Genomic DNA, 20,361 nt, shown 5'->3' with positions numbered 1-20,361 from the left:
AAACATGAATATCACAAATAAGACCAAAATTAGCGTACCCAATACATTCCAATTCTTAATTAATAAATGTTGTACAAAAATGTAATACTTACCTGTAATTCATAAAGTTTTACTGCATCCAATCAATTAAATGCCTATTTTGCCAATCCGAAAATTGTAAAACCTAATCAACTGTACCATGAGTTTATTTAGAAAAAAATCGATTGAAGGTATACTTGCACAAGCTTCCGATAGTGAATCAGGATTAAAACGAACGCTGGGAGCAAGTAACCTTATTGCCTTAGGTATTGGTGCCATTATTGGCGCAGGATTATTTGTTCGAACAGCAGCAGCTGCCGCCGAAGCTGCAGGACCAGCAGTTACTATATCATTCATTATTGCAGCCGTTGGCTGTGCCTTTGCAGGGTTATGCTATGCTGAATTTGCCTCTATGATTCCCATTGCAGGCAGCGCTTACGCCTACTCTTATTTAACCATGGGCGAATTAATTGCCTGGATTATTGGTTGGGCACTCATTATGGAATATGCTTTGGGTGCAGCTACTGTATCTATTGCCTGGAGCGAGTACTTAAATAATTTGCTGGGAGGGCAAATTCCTTACGAATGGTGCCATTCGCCATTTGAAACATCATTAAAAGGGGAACATGGTATTATTAATTTGCCCGCTTTATTCATTTTATTAGCATTAACCTTATTATTAATTCGTGGCATGCAAGAGTCTGCCACTGTTAATATGATTATTGTATTCATTAAAGTAGCCATTGTTATAGCATTTATTGCCATTGGCTGGCAGTTTATTAAACCTGCTAACCATACCCCTTATTTAATACCTGCCGATGCTCCCGGACATGCCGGATACTTTAAACATGGTTGGGGTGGCGTTTTAGGCGGTGCTGCTATTGTGTTTTTTGCCTTCATTGGTTTTGATGCGGTTAGTACCGCAGCCCAAGAAGCCAAAAACCCAAAACGCGATATGCCTATTGGTATTTTGGGCTCATTAGTTATATGCACCATTTTATACATACTATTTGGCCATGTTTTAACCGGTGTTGCCAACTGGAGTGAATTTGCACATGCAGGTAAAGAAGCTTCAGTTGCTTATGCCATACAAAATTACATGACAGGCTATAGCTGGTTAGCTACCGCTGTAACAGTAGCCATCTTAGCGGGTTTTTCCTCTGTTATATTAGTAATGTTAATGGGCCAAAGCCGTATTTTTTATACCATGAGTAATGATGGATTAATTCCTAAAGCTTTTGGCGACTTACATCCCAGATTCAAAACACCATACAAAGCCAACTGGATTTTATTTGTATTTGTGGGCATTTTTGCAGCCTTTGTTCCGGGTAATGTAGCTGGTGACTTAACCTCATTTGGTACTTTATTTGCCTTTTTATTAGTTAGCCTAGGTGTTTGGATTTTACGTGTTAAATCACCCCAAATACACCGTCCTTTTAAAACACCGTTAGTTCCCTTAGTTCCCATTTTAGGATTCATTATTTGTTTGGGAATGATTATTGCCCTTGATCCCGAAACCCTTAAAGCTGCTTTTACTTGGATGATTTTGGGTATTATTGTATACTTTACTTATAGTCGCAAACACAGTAAATTAAATTCACCTGCCGATATCTTACCAAAGTCTGATGATTTTAATGAAAAAAAAATATAATAACTTTACAAAGAACCCCAATTATTTGGGGTTTTTTGTTGTACCATCCTTAACCGCTAAATTTGCCAACAATTTTTTTGTTACTGGCTGTCGGTACTTTGGGCATCGCCTGTTGTGTCACTCACTTCATCGTTCCTGCATAAAGGAGCCGGCTTTGCAACCATTACTAACAGCTCAACTTATTTAATAAACGTTTATTGATTATTTTATGGGAAGGATTTTTGAAGTAAGGAAAGCCACCATGTTTGCCCGCTGGGACCGCATGGCAAAACAATTTACCCGTATAGGTAAGGAAATAGTAATTGCCGTAAAAGCCGGTGGCCCCGACCCCACAACCAACCCCGCCCTAAGACGCTGTGTACAAAATGCCAAAAGCGTAAACATGCCCAAAGACAGGGTAGAAGCAGCCATTAAACGGGCCATGGGTAAAGAAGCCTCTAACTACGATGAAATATTATATGAAGGGTATGGACCTCATGGGGTAGCAATTTTAGTAGAAACAGCTACCGATAACCATGTACGCACAGTAGCAAACGTTAAAAGCCATTTCAATAAGGGAGGTGGCACCATGGGCACCAGCGGCAGCGTTAGTTTTCAATTCAAAAAAATGGGTGTATTCAAATTAAAACCCGATCATTTAGATATTGAATCGCTTGAATTGGAATTAATTGATTATGGCTTAGAAGAAATGGGCGAAAGCACTGATGATGAAGGCAACAATATTGTAGTATTGCGTTGCGCTTTTGTTGATTTTGGTAAACTACAAAAAGCTTTAGAAGATAAAGGTATTACACCCATTAGTGCCGAATTAGAATGGATACCCACAACCACTGTTCCTGTTACCGATGCGCAAGCTGAAGAAGTAAGTAAGTTAATTGAACGATTGGAGCAAGATGAAGATGTAACAAAAGTGTTTCACAATATGGGTTAATAACCCTTTTTTTAAACAGAGATAGCTAAACCCTATCTCTGTTTTTTTGTTCTTTTATTTTATCATGACAACTTCTAATAAATCTTCATCCGGTAATTCTATTATTTTATTTGATGGAGTTTGCAATTTGTGCAGCCATTCAGTATTGTTTGTACTGCGTAATGATTCAAAACAACTATTTCAATTTGCCTCTTTACAAAGTAATTTCGGGAAAAATATTTTACTAAAATACAACCTACCCTTAGAACATTTCGGCAGTTTTATTCTTTTACAAAACAACAAAATATACACCCAATCAACAGCCGCATTAAAAGTTGCCACTGAGTTAAAATTTCCAATAAACTTGTTGGCAATTGGATGGATTATTCCCAAATTCATCCGAGATAAAATTTACAACTATATTGCAGCAAACCGTTACCGTTGGTTTGGGAAAAAAAATATCTGCTTCATACCCGATGAAAAATGGAGAAATCGATTTATTGAATAGCTGCATTAGTCTACTAATACAACATAATTAAACATAAAATTTTATCAATATTTCTTTTTTGTATCAACAATAATAATATTTTCCACACCTAATGCACAAAATTATTGCAAAAACAAGATTATTGAAATAGGCAGTAAAGTTTAGTTAAAATTAATTAACAAAATGGTAATTTTAACTTTACATTATTTTATTCAATAAACCTTGCAAAATGATTAAAAACTACTTGTTGAAACCATTGCTATTGTTAGCACTATCTATTTTAAGCGCTATTACACTCACAGCACAGATTACCACGGCAATACTCAGTGGTACGGTAAAAGATGAAAAGGGTAAACCACTATCGGGTGCAGTTGTAACTATTGCTTATCCTGATGCGGGAATTAATAAAAGAATTATTACAAAATCAGATGGAAGTTTTGAAGTACCCAATCTCAGGGTTGGCGGACCGTATAATGTAACAGCAAGCTATACAGGCTATACCACCAAAACAGAAAGCAATATTTTTCTTGATCTGGGTCAGAATACAAGTGTTGCAGTACAACTAAGTACCAACATTAATCAATTGAATGATGTGGTAGTTTCTTCAGCAAGTTCAAAAATATTTAATGAAAACAGAACCGGTGCAGCAACAAATATTAACTCCAGACAATTAAGACAGCTTCCTACAATATCTAGATCGGCAGATGATTTTACCAGATTAACTCCATCTGCTTCACAAGGTTATAACGGCACTTCATTTGCTGGAAGAAACGGACAATACAACAATTATTCATTAGATGGTGCGGTTTTTAATAATCCGTTTGGATTAGATGCACCCACTCCGGGTGGACAAACCGGTGCCCAACCTATATCATTAGATGCAATTGATCAAATACAAGTAAATATTGCCCCTTACGATGTTACACAAGCCGGCTTTACCGGTGCCGGTGTTAATACTGTTACAAAAAGTGGAACCAATAAATTTGGCGGTACAGTATATGGATTTTACAGAAACCAAACATTAACCGGCCATAAAGTAGAAGGTACAAAATTCAGTATTCCTTCCTTAACCGATTTTCAGGGAGGTGCTTCATTAGGTGGAGCCATTAAAAAAAATAAATTATTCTACTTTGTTAATTTTGAAACTCAACAAAGAGAAGATCAGGCCAGCGCCTATGTAGCACAAAATGCTTCTAATGCCGGCGGATTAACAACATCAAGGGTATTACAGTCTGATTTAGATACCGTAAGCAAAATTTTATTCAATCGCTTTGGTTATGTTACAGGCCCTTACCAGGGTTTTAATTTAAAGCAAATTAATTACAAATGGCTGGCTAAAATTGACTGGGTAATTAATGAGCAGCATTCATTATCGTTTACATACAATGGCTTAGATGCTACACAGGAAAAACCTGCACATCCCAATGCCATCAACCGAAGAGGTCCTGATGCCATTACACTGCAATTCCGAAATTCAGGGTATCAAATGGTTAATAAATTACATTCTTTTGGATTAGAATTAAAATCAAATTTCAATAGCACTTTTGCCAATAAATTCAGGGCAGTTTATACTTTATTCAGAGATCACCGTAATGCATTTTCAACGCCCTTTCCTGTTTTAAATATTACAAAATATGGCGTTCCATATATAGTGGCGGGATATGAACCGTTTTCAATTCACAATGTATTAAATCAAGATGCTTTACAATTAACGGATAATTTCAATGTAATTCTTGCAAAACATACATTAACATTTGGTGCTTCATACGAACAATTTAAGTTTGGTAATTCATTTAATTTGTTAGGTTTTGGACCATCGTTGTTTAGCCCAATAGATATCAACACTTTCAAAACACAGGTTCCAATTGGTGGCAATGTAATTTTTGGAGCCTACCCACTTGATGTAGATGTAACTTATGCAAAAAACAGAGCTGCAGCAGATAAATGGGTATGGTATTATTTAACAGTAGGTCAGCTATCTGCTTATGCACAAGATGAATGGAAAGTAGCAAAAAACTTTAAATTAACTTATGGTTTAAGGATTGATAAGCCTATTTACTATCCATCAAAAGCAAGTTATACAAGCCCCAATATGAATAGTAATGGCACTTTTGCAGGAAGCTATACCAGTGGTTCGCCAACTGTTGCCAATACAGATAATTTGAAATTATATAATCCCGAAGGTGTACCAGTAAAAAACGGGCCGGGACAAACCATTGATAATACACGTATGCCTAACGGCACTGCATTGCTGTCGCCAAGAATTGGGTTTAATTGGGATATAAATGGTGATAAAATTGTTCAACTACGCGGTGGTACAGGTTTCTTTACAGGAAGATTTCCATTTGTATGGCTCGGTAATGCCATTGGCAATCCCTTTTCAGGATACTATAATGTAACTTCCAATAATTTCAAATGGCCGCAAATTTGGAGATCAAGCTTAGGTGTTGATTATAAAGTAGCCCCAAGCACTATTCTCACAATAGATGTGGCATACACAAAAGATGTAAATGCAATGATGGTTAGAGATTATGGATTAGGTACTCCTACCGGCCATTTAAATTCTGGAACAGGTGATAATAGAAGCATCTATAATCCATCAGATAAAGGAAGCACAGGCACCTATGTTTTTACCAATACAAAAGTAGGCAATTCATTTAATGCAACTTTCCAGATGCAACATACATTTAAAAAAGGTTTATTTCTCACTGGTTCATATAATTATTTGGCAGCAAATGATGCAAGCTCCATTTCAGCTGAAATTTCAGGGGATGCATTTGATAGGAACCCCGTTCTAGGGAATGCTAATATTGCAGTAAGTTCACCATCATTATATGGTAATACACACCGTTTTGTATTAGCAGGGATTAAAAAATTTGAATATGGAAAAGAAAACCAGCATGCAACAACCATATCATTTTTTGCCAACTGGTCAAGCGGTAATCGTTTTTCTTATGTATATGGTGGAGATGTAAATCAGGATGGTTCAAGTTTCAATGACTTAATGTATGTTCCTACAAAAGCTGAAATCAATAACATGAATTTTGCATCCTTAACTGATGCTTTTGGTAACATTCAAAGTGCTGCTCAACAAGGTGCCGCACTCGAAGCTTTTATAGAGCAGGATAAATATTTAAGAAAACATCGTGGACAATACACAGGCAAATATGCCGGCGTTACACCTTGGTTTAGCGAAGTTGACATGCGTATTTTACAAGACTTTATTATAAAAGATGGTAATAAAAAAAGAACCATACAATTAAGTTGGGACATTATAAATCTTGGCAATTTAATTAGTAGTAATTGGGGTTTGAGAAAATATGCCAGTGCTACCGGTTATTATCAACCTATTACTTATTTAGGAACCGATAATACCGGTAAATCTATATATCAGTTCGATCCCTCTCAAAAAAGTACATTTACAACCAGTCCTGATTTACCATCCAGATGGCAAATGCAATTTGGAATCAGATACATTTTCTAATTGATTCACTATAATAACCAAAGAGAGAGGCTACCCCTAAAGTATAGCCTCTCTTTTTATTTCAATTATACATTCATTAATAAAAAACTACATTACTCCTGCATCATATTTAAAACCATTTTCACCACATCTTCAACATTGGGCTTACTGAAATAATCACCATCACTACCATAAGCCGGGCGATGAGCCTGAGCGGTTAAAGTACGTGGAGCAACATCTACCCAACGATAACCGCCTTGTTCTTCCATTACTTTATTAAACATATAAGCAGCAGCACCTCCGGGTACATCTTCATCAATAAATAAAATACGATTGGTTTTTTTTAGCGATCCTACAATATCTTGGTGAATATCAAAGGGCAATAAAGTTTGCACATCTATTATTTCGCAACTAACATTTAATTTAGCCAAACGCTCTGCTGCTTCTTCTACAATACGCAGTGTGGATCCATATGAAACAAGGGTAATATCCTCTCCCGGTTTAATAATTTCAGGCACACCCAATGGAACTGTAAATTCCAATAAATTAGCCGGCAATTTTTCTTTTAATCTATACCCATTCAGGCATTCAATAACAATACCAGGATCGTTACCTTTTAGCAAAGTGTTATACATACCTGCCGCTTGTACCATATTACGCGGTACACATACATGAAAGCCTCTTAAAGCATGAATTACCAAGCCCATTGGGCTTCCACTATGCCAAATACCTTCTAAGCGATGACCACGGGTACGAATAATAACGGGACAGCTTTGACGTCCAAATGTGCGATAATGTGTTGTAGCAGCATCATCGCTTAAAGTTTGTAAGCCATACAATAAATAATCAATGTATTGTATTTCTGCAATGGGGCGCAATCCACGTAAAGCTAAGCCAATGGCCTGCCCCATAATGGTTAATTCACGTATGCCGGTATCAAAAATACGGGTGACGCCATGTTTGGCTTGCAAGCCGGCAAAACCTTGGTTCACATCGCCAATATTGCCCACATCTTCTCCAAAGGCCAACACTTTTGGATTATTGGCAAATACTATATCAAAATACTTGTTTAAAATTTCATAACCATTTAATAAAGGGGCATCAAAAGGAATTAATGGTTTTACTGTTTCAACTTTTAAAGCACTGGCAGCACCTTCGTTGTACAAATGAGAATTATACAACTGATTATTTTCTTTAAGCAATGCATGATAATATTCTTGAATATCATTATATGAAGGTGAATGAGGTGCCATTTCCATAGCAACATGTAAAGTGTGCAACACATCGCGACGCAGGGGCTCAATATTTTTTTGCAGTTCACTTACTTTTTGTTGAATAGTACGATACACATCCATATCATTCACCACCATTTCATTCAACAATTCAGCAGTTTTTTGTACCTGAACTTTTATGGGTTGAATAAATTTTTCCCATGCATTATTGCGGGCCTCTTTCACTAATATTTTAGCTTCTTGCGCAATGTAATTCAATTCATCATCAGTAGCCAATCCACTTAACACAATCCATTCCCTAAATTTTTTAATGCAATCCCATTCCCTTTCCCATGCTAAACGGTCAGCACTTTTATAGCGTTCGTGGCTACCACTGGTGGAATGTCCTTGGGGTTGTGTTACTTCTTCCACATGAAACAAAGCGGGTGTATGTGTTTCGCGAACTTTCTGTAGCGCTGCTTCAAACACTTCACACATGCCTGCATAATCCCATGCTTTTACTTTATAAATGTTGATACCGTTGGTATGATCATCTTTTTGCATACCCTGCAATGCCTCTGAAATAGAGCCTTTGGTAGTTTGATATTCCCGCGGTACGGAAATACCATAACCATCATCCCAAACAAATACCGCTAATGGCACTTGTAACACTCCCGCAGCATTAATGGTTTCCCAAAAAGGGCCTTCGGAAGTTGAAGCATCACCAATGGTACAGAAGCAAATTTCATTTCCGTTGTTACTTAAATGCTTCAACTGCCTTAATACCGGCGTATTTCTAAAACATTTAGAGGCAAAAGCTAAACCCAATGAACGGGGCATTTGCCCTGCAGTGGGTGCTATATCAGAAGAAATATTTTTTCGGTTGGCCAAATCGAGCCAATTTCCCTCTTCATCAACATTCGGTGTAGCAAAATGCGAAACCATTTGTCTTCCGGCGCTAAATGGATCATTTTCTATATTGGGATCTGCATAAAGTTGCGAAAAAAACTGTTCAACAGTGGCCAGCCCTGTTGCAAACATAAAAGTTTGATCGCGGTAGTAACCACTTCTAAAATCTCCCGGTTGAAAATATCGGGCCATGGCTACCTGTGCCAATTCTTTACCATCACCAAAAATGCCAAACTTAGCCTTTCCGGTTAACACCTCTTTCCTTCCTAATAAACTGGCTTCTCTGCTAATTACGGTAATTTTAAAATCGTTCAGCACTTGTTGCCTAAAGCCTTCAAATGATAACACATTGGTTTCAACAGCAGTATTTGTTTGTTCCATAACACAAAAATAATTTTAAAAAACTATCAACTGTAAGTTTTTTGTTCTTTGGTAAACTGTCAATTATGCAGCATTACACCACAACACTATATGGCTAACTATATATCATTTAGCTAATAAGGCTGTGCATTTTTCATAGGATTAAACAACTTCATGTTAAGGTAAATAAAATTATGCACTACAGGGGCAATTGTGTCAAATTGTCAAAAAATAGTGGATAAGTACAACAGTATTAGCAACTTATAAAAATCCATTTTTTATAAGATAGCTCACTTTTAGCATTTCTTAATTTTTTTTGGCTTAGCATTACTTAATTTTATTTTAGGAATGTGGTGACTTTGTGATAATTTAATACACTGAAATGAGCCTATGTAAAACCGCATCAATGTGTTAATATTGTTAAAGCAGGCACCATTCATTCCAAGTTAGCATTGTATTTGTTAAACAATAAATTACTCATCACATCATTTTAAAATGGTACTAATGAAAAAAATTTATGCTTTTCTAATTATTTTAATGGGTTTATCCGGTGCATTAAAGGCGCAGATTACAAACGCTGATATTACGCACCAATTTAATTTCACCAACGATAATTTTGATTTTGGAAAAATACCCTATGGTAAGCCTGCACAATACACACTTACCATTACCAATATTGGAAAAGATACTGCCAGTTTAGATGATGTACGCCCCAGCTGTGGTTGTACTACTCCACAATTTGAACGCGGTAAAAAATTTGCACCCGGTCAATCTGTAAACGTGGTTTTAGGCTTCAATGGCAATACATTAGGCCCCTTTTATAAAACGGCGGGTATATTTTTAAACAATTATAAATTAAGCAAGCAAGTAAGTTTTAAAGGTGAAACCTTTCAACAACCTGTAACCGATTCCGGAAAAATGAAACAAACAGGCACCGTTATTCATCAATAAATCATAACCTTATTAAATACAATTTTTGCTTTACCAAATCCATTATTTTTACAACAAAATTTCTATACTATGAAACAATTGCTTTTAGCTGTTTTTTTATTGACAGGTACCGTTTGTTTTGCGCAAAGCCCTGTTGAGTTTACAACCGTAAAACACGATTTCGGCAAAATAAAAAAAGGTGTTCCTGCCACTTATGTTTTTCATTTTAAAAATATTGGAACAAAACCCGTTGTAATAGAAGTAGCCACAGCAGAATGTGGTTGCACTACCCCTGAATACCCCAAATCGCCTATTGGAAAAGGAAAAACAGGTGAAATTAAAGTAACCTATAATGCAGCCTTGTCCGGTGCCTTCACCAAAAGAGTAAACGTTAAACTAGCCGGCGTAAACGACCCCATTGTATTAACCATTGAAGGGGTAGTTGAAGATGGCAGTCACAAATAACTACTTTTAAATTATTAAGAATAAATAAGCCACTTTTAAAATGAAGGTGGCTTTTTTGTTACCTAACGCTTGTTATCTTTGCGCCATGTTAAGTATTAGTAAGCGTGGCATAGCAATGCCCCCAAGCCCTATTAGAAAATTAGTACCCTATGCCGAAGTAGCCAAACAAACAGGCATTCAGGTTTACCATTTAAACATTGGCCAACCCGATATTGAAACGCCAGAACCTGTTTTAGATGCAGTAAGGCACAGCAATTTTAAAGTATTGGCATACAGCCATAGTGGAGGTAATGAAAGTTATCGAAAAAAATTAACAGAGTATTATCAACGCAAGGGTATTACCGTTACTAAAGATGAAATTATTGTTACAACCGGCGGCAGTGAAGCTATTTTATTTGCTTTTATGGCCTGTTTAGATGCGGGTGATGAAGTAATTATACCTGAACCATTTTACGCTAATTACAATGGTTTTGCAGTAGAATCTGGTGTTACAGTAGTACCTGTTACCGCTTCCATTGAAAATGGATTTGCTCTACCTCCTATTGCAGCGTTCGAAGCAAAAATCACTCCCAAAACAAAAGCCATTTTAATCTGCAATCCTAATAACCCTACCGGCTATTTATATACTGCTGCGGAAATGGAGGCCTTAAAAAATTTAGTATTAAAATATCAATTATATTTATTTTCCGATGAGGCCTATCGCGAATTTTGTTATGAAGGCACACACATTAGTGCTATGCATTTAAAGGGTATTGAGGAACATGTTGTTTTAATGGATACCATTAGTAAACGTTACAGTGCTTGTGGTGGTAGAATTGGTGCATTAGTAACCAAAAACAAAACAGTTTTAGATACTGTAATGAAATTTGCTCAGGCAAGGCTTAGCCCACCATCATTTGCGCAAATAGCCGGTGAAGCAGCAGTTGATTTGCCCGATAATTATTTTGATGCTATAAAAGAGGAATACCAAAGGCGCAGAGATATTATTGTTCAACGATTAAACGCCATGCAAGGCGTACATTGTCCTAACCCTGGTGGTGCATTTTATGCTATGGCTGCTTTGCCGGTAAAAGATGCGGAAAACTTTTGCCAGTGGTTGTTAGAATCATTTGAATACAAAGGGCATACTGTTATGTTGGCTCCTGCCGGTGGATTTTATCAAACACCCGGTTTGGGAAAAAATGAAGTAAGATTAGCATATGTATTAAATCAAAACGATTTACATACTGCTATGGATTGCTTGGAAGCAGCTTTAAAACAATACCCCAACAAAACCATATAAAGGCTATTCCGCTGATGCAGCTATACCATTACTAAAGGCAGGAAAATCAACCACCCTGCCTTTATTTTTTTTGAACATGGGCCAATTGCATTTATCACAAACTTCATCCCACAAGGCTTCATAAAACTGTATAGATTTTGCCTCTTTTAGTTGATGGAAAATAGATTGCTTATTAAAGCTGATGTTTTCAATGTCAGAATAAAAAGGAATGTAGTTGTTTAATTTTGCAATTCTACCGGATTGTTCTTCTAAATAACGACGATGCAAATTTTTTCTAATCTGCACCATATTGTAAAATGACATAATGTTTTTTCCCTGTTGTTGAAACACTTTTAAATCAGTTTGTAACACCTGAAAACAATATAAAGAAAGTGGTGCCGGTATATTGGGTATCAATAATAAATGGGCGGCAGTAAACACATTGTTATGCAGTGAAAACTTACCCGGTGGACAGTCAATAATACAAACATCATAATCATCTTCTACTTTTTCAAGTGCGGCCTGAATAGTGGCATTATTGGCAAAATTTAACCGCGACAATAATGAGCCTTTGCTTAAAACATCATCACCAAAAAATGCATCATTGCTTATAATATCAATATGATGCGTATCGCAAGTTTGTATTACTTCGTAAATGGAAATATCATTTTCAAACAACCGCTTATACCGCTGGTTATTAGCTCCTTCACAATTAAAAAAATAGCTGGTACCACCTTGAGGATCTAAATCCCAAATAAGCACACTAAAGCCCATTTTGGCCATTAAACAGGCAATGTTAATAGAGGTGGTGGTTTTACCAACCCCACCTTTAATGTTGTAAACGGCAATCGTTTTCACTTTGCGTTTTTTAAAAGGGTGAATAGGGAATACAATTTAAGTGAAGTTTTCCACATACGTGTGGATAAATTCATTTTTTCACAAAAAAATTTCACAAATAAGTAGCAGTAACCTCTCTGTTCAGTTTATCAATTAAAAAATACTAATAACATTCAACAATTCAAATTTTGAGTTAGCAAAAAAGCCCCATTGGGTGAAAAATTGGTTTACTTTTAATAACAACCTAAACTAGCAATCACCCAACAAGTATGTCAGTAAATGCTAAAAACCGTAGGCAATTTGTAAAAAATGTTACTGCTGGAATCAGTTTTTTAAGCTTACCAAATTTACTGCAGGCCCAAACAGGGACTAAAGTAAATAGAAAAAAAATTGTATGCGTTGGCGCTCATCCCGATGATCCGGAAAGTGGTTGTGGAGGAACTTTAGCCATGCTTACCAATTTAGGCCACTCCGTTACGATCATTTACCTAACTACCGGTGAAGCAGGAATACCAAACAAAAGTCACGAAGAAGCCGCAACTATTAGAAAACAGGAGGCCATTAACGCCTGCAAAATATTAAGTGCCAAACCCGTATTTGCCGGTCAGATAGATGGAGCAACCATTGCAGACAATGCAACTTTAAAACAATTAAATAAATTAATTACAAGTGAACAACCCGATATTGTTTTTACACACTGGGCTATTGACTCACATAAGGATCATCAAATAGCAAGTTTACTAACCATACAATGTTGGGTAGCTAATGCTGCTAAATTTGAACTGTATTTTTTTGAAGTTTGCAATGGCGAACAAACTATGGGATTTCACCCAACAGATTGGGTAAATATTTCTGACACACAAGCCATAAAAAGAGCTGCTGTATACTGCCATACCAGCCAAGACCCCCGGGTATATACAATTGCGGACATGCAATAATGGAAGCATTTAGAGGAAGAGAAATAGGCGTAAATGCTGCTGAAGGGTTTGTAAAAATGTCGGGTAAAGAAAATGGGTTACTTAAAATATAGTAGCACCTTATTATGCAATTTGAATTAGGATTGCCTTTAAAATGCGATAAATAGTCTAACAACAACTTTTACTACAATAACTTTTGCCATTGTTTTAGTTGGCTTTTTTCTTCGTTAGTTAACAACTGCTTTAAATTACATTTTGTTTGTAGCAATAGTGCCCCTTTATGTTGCGGGTATTTCTGTAAGATGGATGCAATGATGGTTAAAAATTCTTCATAAGGATTCGTTGTATTATTAGCAGAAAGAACAGGTATTTCATTAGCAATTTTATGTCGCTCGGGCATTTTTAAAATAATAGCTTGTAAGGTACTTAACCAGTGCTGGGGCAAATCTGGAACATTAGAGGCTTTTTGATGTAGTCCCATCAATTGCTTTTTACTTAAACTTCCTCTTGCTTCATATTGATGCATTAAACTCAAAATAAATAAAGCATCGGGATTATATTGGTAACAAGCATCCAATATTTTTTCAATTACATCAACTGCCTTTTTATTAGGGTGTTTTGACATGTTGGTGTATTTATGCTTTATTGAAATAATTTATCGGGATTTCAGCCATTGTTCAGGATTCACAAATTTGTTGCTGCCATTCATTACCCTAAACTCAATTTTACCCTCCCCATCAAAATCAGCGGCAGCATGTCCAATTAAAGTACCGGCTTTTACTTGTTGCCCCCTGTTTACGCTAACATCAGATAATTTATTGTAAACGGTAAAATATTTACCATGTTGAACTAATACGCCTTGAAAATCGCCCAAATCCATCACAGAAATCACTTCTCCATCGGCCACACAACGGACAGGAGCCCCAATTTTGGTAGAAATAAAAATACCATCATTGGTTTCTTTCAATTTAGTACCCGGAACAATATTTGTTCCAAATTGTCCAACCACAGCACCTCCCGAAACCGGCCAAGGTAAACGCCCTCTATTATTTTCGAAATTGATTGACATTTCACGTCCTTCTGGTGTTGATTCGAATACACTATAAGTTCGCGTCTCATTTCTATCGGCTGAAACCACCCCTGTAATTGGTTCATCGGAAGCTTTTGGAGTGTTGGTGGCTGATGTGTTATTATTTTTGGGTAGAGGCGTATTATTGGCTGTTGCAGAAGGCTTTTTAGCAGCGTCTGCTTTAGCTTTAGCCAACCGCTCTCTTTCTCTACGTTCTGCTTCAGCAATTTCGCGGCGAATGGCGGCTTTAATGGCTTCATTTAATATTTGCCTTTGCCTTTCGGTTTTACGCAACTGAGCTAAATAATCTTTTTCTTTGTTCTTTAGTTGATTAACAATTTGGTCTTTCTCTTTTTTATCTTGCTCCAATACCTTTAACTGATTACTTTGTGTTTCTAATACCTTGGTTTGTTGCTCTTTGGCATTGTTCATATCAACAATTGCCTGTTGTCTTAACTCGCTGGTTTTTAAAATGGTCTGCGCTTCTGCTTCTCGATACTGACGGTAGCTTCTTAAAAAAGCCATTCTTTTTAGTGCATCATTAAAATCGCTTGCTGAAAATAAAAAGTTTAGGTATTCGTAACTACTTCGGTTTTTATACGCAAATACAATGCTTTTAGCATAATTCTGCTTCAGGGTATCTAATTGCCTTTTCAGCCTATTAATTTCTAATTGTTTATTATAGATGTCATCATTCAACCGTTGTATTTCCTGATTAATTTTATGAATTAAGCGTTCACGTATAGCCAGTTTTCTTTGAATAATGGCCACTTCAGTTAATGATTGCTTCTTGTTTTTGCGAATGGCATTTAAGGTTGCATTTAAGTTGTCAATTTCTTCTTGCAATTGTTTTTGTTGTTGCTGCAAAGCTTCACGGGTAGGTGGTTGCTGTGTACTACCTTGTGTTTGTGCCCATACCGGCAAAATGGGAAACAGTAAAAAACAAAACAATATTAAACGCATGCTAAAAACCTCCACATTTTAAAAAAAAGACTTATGAATTAATTTTTCATTAACGCTACAGCCCCAACAATATTATTTCATTTTATATTTTTTAGGAACCGAAAAGGTATATTTTAACGGCTCATTAAATGAAAACTCTTTAAAATCAAGAAATATATCCAATCGCGATTTTTCAGCTACTGATATTTGTCGAAAGGTAGCAAACAAAAAATCATCAATGGGCTGATAATTACTAAAAGTAATATCGCAAGTGCGGTTCCGTTGTAAATCAACATCATCTAACTTACTATGTAATATTCTGAAATCTATATTATCTAATGTTACCAAATGCTTAAACATATCACCCACCATCAATACCAACAATTGTTTATTGCCCGATTTATAGGAAACCACGTTACTATCTAAAAAAACCGGATTCCCCACAATTAGGTTTTGCAGTGTAGTAAAATCAAAAGGTATTTGCGTAACTTCTTGCAAATAAGCAATACTTCTGTATTGAATAGACTTACCACCTTTAAGTTTAATTAACACCACACTGTCGGGCGTTACCAAAACATTTGCCACTACACCATAGGGAGGCAGTGCAATTTTTACATAAATAACACTATCTTTAATCATGCTTAAGTAAGCAGTAACATGTTCACTTTCTTCGGCCCCTTCATAATCAACTTTAATTTTAGCATTAAAGGTTTTAAAATCAATAGAGCGTTTCATTACCTTCTCCATAATATCCTTCACAATAGCTGCCGAATCAACCTTCGGGGTTTCAGTAACAATCACTGTTTGAGCCGTATCTTTTTTTGAAATAGCCTTTTCAATATTTTGTACCTTTTTTACAGGATGGCAGGCAAAAACAGCAGAAACCAAAAGTATAAAAACAAAAAGTCGTTGCATCATCATATTTTATTGTTTTCCGGTATGTCCAAATCCGCCTTCTCCACGGGTAGTTTCCGTTAAACTTTGCACAGGCATCCAATTAATTTGTTCAATTTTTTGAATAACCATTTGTGCAATTCTATCGCCATCATTAAGTGTTACCGGTTCATTAGAAAGATTAATTAAAATTACTTTTATTTCACCTCTGTAATCGGCATCTATTGTTCCAGGAGTATTCAGGCAAGTAATACCTTGCTTAATAGCCAAACCACTGCGAGGTCTTATTTGTGCTTCAAAGCCTTCGGGTAATGCTATATGCAGTCCGGTGGGAATTAAAGCGCGTTCTAATGGCTGCAAGGTAACAGATTGAAGTAGAAAAGCGCGTAAATCCATACCGGAAGATCCTGCAGTAGCATAGGCAGGTAATGGGTGATGAGAATGATTGGTAATGGGAATAGCTAACTGTTGCATGCAGCGAAGGTAGGGGTTTAGCTTAAATTTGCTAAGGCTAGGTAGCTTAAAAGTGTGCTTGAAGCTTGTTGGTTTACTTGGCAAATGAATGATTAAAGCCTTACATTATTGCCCTATAATCAATTAAAAAAGCGCCTTCGTAAAAAAATACTAGGCGCTAGATAAGGGATTAAAAAGAGAGTGCTATTATTCTTTGTAATTTTTTAACAATTTGCTCATTACTAATAAACCAATTTCCTTGCCCTGCGCATAGGCATCCCAAACAGAAGGCAAATAGTGGATACCACCGTAATAACGACTCATAGAAACTTCCCTTGCAGCTGAATCTATTGATGGGAAACTTCTATCCGGCCACCCCCAATTACGTTCACTTGAATCCCTGAATGGAGTTTCATTTCCGTAAATAGTTTTTAAAACAGCTGCAGATGCACTAGAAATAGTGGAGTGGGCACTATTGTATTCCGGAAATGGTGGTGTTTGTAAATAAGGTTTCCAATTAGCGTCTATATATTTATTAATGTAGGTTTCCGGTCTTATTAAATCGTAAGTGTATTTAGCATTCCAAGAGGCAATAAAAGCATCAAAAATACCCAATGACACACCGGTATAAGTATATACAGTTTTATAAAAGTCGGCATTTTTATTTTTGGCAATGGTACCGGCAATTTCCATCCAGTGGCCACAGGGGGTCATTGCTTTAGTAGCAAACATAAGGTGTCCTTGTACATGCAATTTAAAACTATTACAGTCCCAAAAATTGGCTATCCATTTCTCGGTAGAATCTAAATGATTGCCGGTTTCCATTACTTGCTTTGCCATTATATAAAAAGGGCTACCGGGTTGTTTATTGAAAGGAATTGGACCTGGTGCTTTTATTTGCTGAGCAGAATCCATCACTAAAGTTCTTATAGTCATCCACTTGGGTTCTACTGCATCAAAATATCCCGGAGGTGTAGGTTCCCAATGACCTTCTAAATTAGTTACCGTAAATCGAGCCCCACGTGTTTGGGCATAATTATCTTTTTTACTCCATTGAATAATAGCATTGGCTACTGCGGTTCCATAGTTTACAGAATTATTATAAACATCATTGGGTATCCCCGATTCCTTTATAACATCTAACAGAGAATCGGTAATATGTTGCATTTTATCTTGCGAGAAAGTGAGTTCTTTTCCTACTTTCATAAAAGCTATGGTAGCTGCAAAAGGGTAATCAATAGCATTTTTTTCAACCGCGGTTGGGGCAGGAATACTATCTAAATCCTTAATTTTTCCTTCTAATGATTCAAAATGTTTACCTTCTTTTGCCAATACTTCATAAGCAGCTAAATTAGAATAAGCAAATACCCTTGAAGCTACAGGAGGGGTAAAAATGTCGTAAATAATTACATAATTTAATTCATGCTGCATTTGTGTGTACAGCATTGGGTTGTGGGTTATTTTTTCATAAGCAGTTTTAGATTTACAAGCCATGAATAGCAATGGTAATGAAAGGAGAATGCACAGTGTTTTTTTCATTTTTATGTGATTTGTTTTTTATTTACTTTTAATACTAACAATATACAATTTGGATAAAAAAAAACTATGAGCCATTACCCCACAAAAGTGTGGTATGCTTCATAGTTCATCTAACCTGCTTTAATATACAACTACTAAATTGTTAAAAACGTTTATTAAAACAGTTCATAAATATAGCAACAATTTTGAAATTTCATAAAAACAATCCTTAAAAAACTATTAATCACACTTATATTATAAATGTAATTACCCAATCAATTTCTTCTAAACGCCAACCCTAAATTAGATTAATGACTTAGCATTGATTTGTTTATGGCTGCAGGTTTTACTTTAAACTTACTTGATAACCAAGCATCCAAACTAATTTTACCGGCACCGAAACTAATTAAAGTGAGTAGCATAATAATGTAATATAAAGGAATTTCAAAACCATTGTTACCTGCTTCAAAACCATTGCCCCAATGCGCGGTTCTTATGGCTACCAACATTACAATAATTAAAGGAATTGCTATGTACCGGGTACCTAAACCCAACAACAACAATACCACTCCAACACTTTCTGTTGAAGCAGCCAAGTAGGCATTAAAATGAGGGGCAGGTATACCTAGTGTTCCAAACCAATCGCCAACGGCATGTATATCATTCCATTTCATGGTGGCTGGGCCCAAAAATCCATATGCTAGTATTAAGCGTATAAACAAAAGTGGTAAATAACCGAACTTTGCGGTAATAACCTCGTATTGGTTACATATTGATTGTAAAGAATTTTTCATATTGCTATATACTTTAAAACTGAATAATATTTAAAAAATGGTTTTCCTGCAAGGATATTAGATTAAATCAATACATTTTTTGAATGCCCAACAGCAAATCCTATGATAATTTGTTGCTTTAATGCATTATGAAAAAATTGAATTAAATTTTGCTTATCAATTTCAGACAAGTTAATATTATATTCATTTTCCAACTGTTGAATCAATTCTATTATAGAAAGTGGCTTTTCTTCTAAATACTCAATCATACGTACCAACACTGGCGATAAATCGGTAAACCCAACATTACCTTCCTTATTTCTATGGCCAATTAAATAATAATTACCTTTATCCGCAGGCAAAATCTTAGATACATTTTTTTGATGTATAGGATAATTAAATGCCAATAAACGATGTTCCGGATTGATGATTAATTTGCTAAAAAGCACATCGCCTGTAGTAGTGTAAGGCACATCGATGTCTTCCATCATAAATAATTCTACCTCGGCCCATTCATACAACATTAAATTTGGTAAATGAGGATATTTTGTAAGCATAGCCGGAACTTTATTGCATACAAATGCTAAAAATTCTTGAGGCATGAACCATATTTGTGGTGAAATACAATTGTGTGTACTAAAAAACTGTTGAACACAATTATTCCATTCGTTTTCTAAAATCAGGCTATGCATAACGGGGTAGGCATGCTGTAACATTTCATCAATTACATTGTAAACCAATCTTCTATATTGTTGTACGTGTGTAGTATGTACACCCGGAATATGTAACCATTCACCTGTTCTGCAATACTTTGCCAATTGGCTCTGATAAATTTGTGTATTAGTATGTAACTGCATATGATTGAAGTTGAAGTATTTGCTGTTTAATTTGTCTAAGTTTATTTATTTCGAATTGCAATTCAGCTAATTCCGGAATATTAAAATCTCGCTCTAATAATACAGGTACATCTCTGTTTAAAAGTTGTAAAGTATAAGCAAACAAATCATATACAGGGTCAATGATAGCTTCGCCATGTGTATCAATAATTAAATCATCAGCCACTTTTTCGTGTCCTGCCATATGTATGTATTTTACTCTTTGCATGGGTAGTTGCGCAATAAATGTTTTGGGGTTATAATTGTGATTAAATCCATTCACAAAAACATTATTTACATCGAGCAGCAAATCGCAATCAGCTTCTTGTAAAATGGCATTTATAAAATCTATTTCACTCATTTCAGGTGCAACAGGGGTATAATAACTTACAATTTCAATGGCCATTGAAATTGTAAG

General features: G+C 35.9%; 18 protein-coding genes. 8 read left to right on the top strand and 10 right to left on the bottom strand.

Annotated features, from left to right (window positions below):
• Window positions 1-178 precede the first annotated feature (178 nt).
• From ACP5P5_RS12150 to ACP5P5_RS12135, 4 genes are all read left to right on the top strand, one after another.
• A complete protein-coding gene (locus ACP5P5_RS12150; protein WP_428286384.1) occupies window positions 179-1,669 on the top strand; it encodes an amino acid permease in 1,491 nt (496 codons plus the stop codon).
• A 208-nt stretch (window positions 1,670-1,877) separates the two neighbouring features.
• Window positions 1,878-2,600: a YebC/PmpR family DNA-binding transcriptional regulator gene (locus ACP5P5_RS12145; RefSeq protein WP_428286383.1), complete on the top strand. Its 723-nt coding sequence runs from the start codon at window positions 1,878-1,880 to the stop codon at window positions 2,598-2,600.
• Window positions 2,601-2,664: 64 nt separating this feature from the next.
• A complete protein-coding gene (locus tag ACP5P5_RS12140; protein ID WP_428286382.1) occupies window positions 2,665-3,087 on the top strand; it encodes a thiol-disulfide oxidoreductase DCC family protein in 423 nt (140 codons plus the stop codon).
• Between the two features lie 208 nt (window positions 3,088-3,295).
• Complete coding sequence (locus tag ACP5P5_RS12135) at window positions 3,296-6,550, top strand: TonB-dependent receptor (RefSeq protein WP_428286381.1); 3,255 nt, start codon at window positions 3,296-3,298, stop codon at window positions 6,548-6,550.
• Window positions 6,551-6,642: 92 nt separating this feature from the next.
• Here ACP5P5_RS12135 and ACP5P5_RS12130 read toward each other — a convergent pair whose 3' ends face one another.
• The gene (locus ACP5P5_RS12130) at window positions 6,643-9,030 is read right to left on the bottom strand and encodes an alpha-ketoacid dehydrogenase subunit alpha/beta (RefSeq protein WP_428286380.1); all 2,388 of its coding nucleotides are present in this window, start codon (window positions 9,028-9,030) and stop codon (window positions 6,643-6,645) included.
• Window positions 9,031-9,513: 483 nt separating this feature from the next.
• Between ACP5P5_RS12130 and ACP5P5_RS12125 the strand changes: the two genes are divergently transcribed.
• From ACP5P5_RS12125 to ACP5P5_RS12115, 3 genes are all read left to right on the top strand, one after another.
• Window positions 9,514-9,960 carry a DUF1573 domain-containing protein gene (locus tag ACP5P5_RS12125; protein ID WP_428286379.1) on the top strand — a complete coding sequence of 149 codons (447 nt, stop codon included), beginning with the start codon at window positions 9,514-9,516 and terminating at the stop codon, window positions 9,958-9,960.
• 69 nt (window positions 9,961-10,029) lie between these two features.
• The gene (locus ACP5P5_RS12120) at window positions 10,030-10,404 is read left to right on the top strand and encodes a DUF1573 domain-containing protein (RefSeq protein WP_428286378.1); all 375 of its coding nucleotides are present in this window, start codon (window positions 10,030-10,032) and stop codon (window positions 10,402-10,404) included.
• Window positions 10,405-10,489: 85 nt separating this feature from the next.
• Window positions 10,490-11,686 (top strand): pyridoxal phosphate-dependent aminotransferase, encoded by a 1,197-nt coding sequence (locus ACP5P5_RS12115; RefSeq protein WP_428286377.1) that lies wholly within the window; start codon window positions 10,490-10,492, stop codon window positions 11,684-11,686.
• A gap of 3 nt (window positions 11,687-11,689) precedes the next feature.
• On the opposite strand, the gene ACP5P5_RS12110 is transcribed toward ACP5P5_RS12115, so the two are convergent.
• Window positions 11,690-12,523 (bottom strand): ParA family protein, encoded by an 834-nt coding sequence (locus ACP5P5_RS12110; protein ID WP_428286376.1) that lies wholly within the window; start codon window positions 12,521-12,523, stop codon window positions 11,690-11,692.
• Between the two features lie 248 nt (window positions 12,524-12,771).
• Between ACP5P5_RS12110 and ACP5P5_RS12105 the strand changes: the two genes are divergently transcribed.
• Window positions 12,772-13,440, top strand: a complete 669-nt coding sequence (locus ACP5P5_RS12105) for a PIG-L deacetylase family protein (RefSeq protein WP_428286375.1) — start codon at window positions 12,772-12,774, stop codon at window positions 13,438-13,440.
• Window positions 13,441-13,603: 163 nt separating this feature from the next.
• On the opposite strand, the gene ACP5P5_RS12100 is transcribed toward ACP5P5_RS12105, so the two are convergent.
• The 8 genes from ACP5P5_RS12100 to ACP5P5_RS12065 all read right to left on the bottom strand — a co-directional run.
• Window positions 13,604-14,044, bottom strand: coding sequence for a hypothetical protein (locus ACP5P5_RS12100; protein WP_428286374.1), 441 nt, complete (start codon window positions 14,042-14,044; stop codon window positions 13,604-13,606).
• Window positions 14,045-14,074: 30 nt separating this feature from the next.
• Window positions 14,075-15,451 (bottom strand): murein hydrolase activator EnvC family protein, encoded by a 1,377-nt coding sequence (locus ACP5P5_RS12095; RefSeq protein WP_428286373.1) that lies wholly within the window; start codon window positions 15,449-15,451, stop codon window positions 14,075-14,077.
• Window positions 15,452-15,523: 72 nt separating this feature from the next.
• Complete coding sequence (locus tag ACP5P5_RS12090; RefSeq protein WP_428286372.1) at window positions 15,524-16,351, bottom strand: DUF4292 domain-containing protein; 828 nt, start codon at window positions 16,349-16,351, stop codon at window positions 15,524-15,526.
• Between the two features lie 3 nt (window positions 16,352-16,354).
• Complete coding sequence (gene dut / locus ACP5P5_RS12085) at window positions 16,355-16,798, bottom strand: dUTP diphosphatase (RefSeq protein WP_428286371.1); 444 nt, start codon at window positions 16,796-16,798, stop codon at window positions 16,355-16,357.
• Window positions 16,799-16,984: 186 nt separating this feature from the next.
• On the bottom strand, window positions 16,985-18,316 hold the full coding sequence (locus ACP5P5_RS12080) for a vanadium-dependent haloperoxidase (RefSeq protein ID WP_428286370.1): 1,332 nt from the start codon (window positions 18,314-18,316) through the stop codon (window positions 16,985-16,987).
• A 287-nt stretch (window positions 18,317-18,603) separates the two neighbouring features.
• Window positions 18,604-19,089 (bottom strand): DoxX family protein, encoded by a 486-nt coding sequence (locus tag ACP5P5_RS12075; protein ID WP_428286369.1) that lies wholly within the window; start codon window positions 19,087-19,089, stop codon window positions 18,604-18,606.
• Window positions 19,090-19,151: 62 nt separating this feature from the next.
• A complete protein-coding gene (locus ACP5P5_RS12070; RefSeq protein WP_428286368.1) occupies window positions 19,152-19,925 on the bottom strand; it encodes a DNA-binding domain-containing protein in 774 nt (257 codons plus the stop codon).
• Window positions 19,909-20,361, bottom strand: a 453-nt coding sequence (locus ACP5P5_RS12065; RefSeq protein WP_428286367.1) for a DUF692 family multinuclear iron-containing protein, incomplete at its 5' end; no start/stop codon positions are given. The genes ACP5P5_RS12065 and ACP5P5_RS12070, both read right to left, overlap by 17 nt.

The sequence above is a fragment of the Hydrotalea sp. genome (assembly GCF_049968455.1).
Taxonomy (GTDB): Bacteria; Bacteroidota; Bacteroidia; order Chitinophagales; family Chitinophagaceae; genus Hydrotalea.
This window is presented reverse-complemented; position numbering and strand designations above follow the sequence as displayed.

Bases quoted from the DNA above. Each gene is read 5' to 3' on its own strand.
- ACP5P5_RS12150 (WP_428286384.1), top strand. From the start codon at position 179: ATGAGTTTATTTAGAAAAAAATCGATTGAAGGTATACTTGCACAAGCT.
- ACP5P5_RS12145 (WP_428286383.1), top strand. From the start codon at position 1,878: ATGGGAAGGATTTTTGAAGTAAGGAAAGCCACCATGTTTGCCCGCTGG.
- ACP5P5_RS12140 (WP_428286382.1), top strand. From the start codon at position 2,665: ATGACAACTTCTAATAAATCTTCATCCGGTAATTCTATTATTTTATTT.
- ACP5P5_RS12135 (WP_428286381.1), top strand. From the start codon at position 3,296: ATGATTAAAAACTACTTGTTGAAACCATTGCTATTGTTAGCACTATCT.
- ACP5P5_RS12130 (WP_428286380.1), bottom strand. From the start codon at position 9,030: ATGGAACAAACAAATACTGCTGTTGAAACCAATGTGTTATCATTTGAA.
- ACP5P5_RS12125 (WP_428286379.1), top strand. From the start codon at position 9,514: ATGAAAAAAATTTATGCTTTTCTAATTATTTTAATGGGTTTATCCGGT.
- ACP5P5_RS12120 (WP_428286378.1), top strand. From the start codon at position 10,030: ATGAAACAATTGCTTTTAGCTGTTTTTTTATTGACAGGTACCGTTTGT.
- ACP5P5_RS12115 (WP_428286377.1), top strand. From the start codon at position 10,490: ATGTTAAGTATTAGTAAGCGTGGCATAGCAATGCCCCCAAGCCCTATT.
- ACP5P5_RS12105 (WP_428286375.1), top strand. From the start codon at position 12,772: ATGTCAGTAAATGCTAAAAACCGTAGGCAATTTGTAAAAAATGTTACT.
- ACP5P5_RS12100 (WP_428286374.1), bottom strand. From the start codon at position 14,044: ATGTCAAAACACCCTAATAAAAAGGCAGTTGATGTAATTGAAAAAATA.
- ACP5P5_RS12095 (WP_428286373.1), bottom strand. From the start codon at position 15,451: ATGCGTTTAATATTGTTTTGTTTTTTACTGTTTCCCATTTTGCCGGTA.
- ACP5P5_RS12090 (WP_428286372.1), bottom strand. From the start codon at position 16,351: ATGATGATGCAACGACTTTTTGTTTTTATACTTTTGGTTTCTGCTGTT.
- dut (WP_428286371.1), bottom strand. From the start codon at position 16,798: ATGCAACAGTTAGCTATTCCCATTACCAATCATTCTCATCACCCATTA.
- ACP5P5_RS12080 (WP_428286370.1), bottom strand. From the start codon at position 18,316: ATGAAAAAAACACTGTGCATTCTCCTTTCATTACCATTGCTATTCATG.
- ACP5P5_RS12075 (WP_428286369.1), bottom strand. From the start codon at position 19,089: ATGAAAAATTCTTTACAATCAATATGTAACCAATACGAGGTTATTACC.
- ACP5P5_RS12070 (WP_428286368.1), bottom strand. From the start codon at position 19,925: ATGCAGTTACATACTAATACACAAATTTATCAGAGCCAATTGGCAAAG.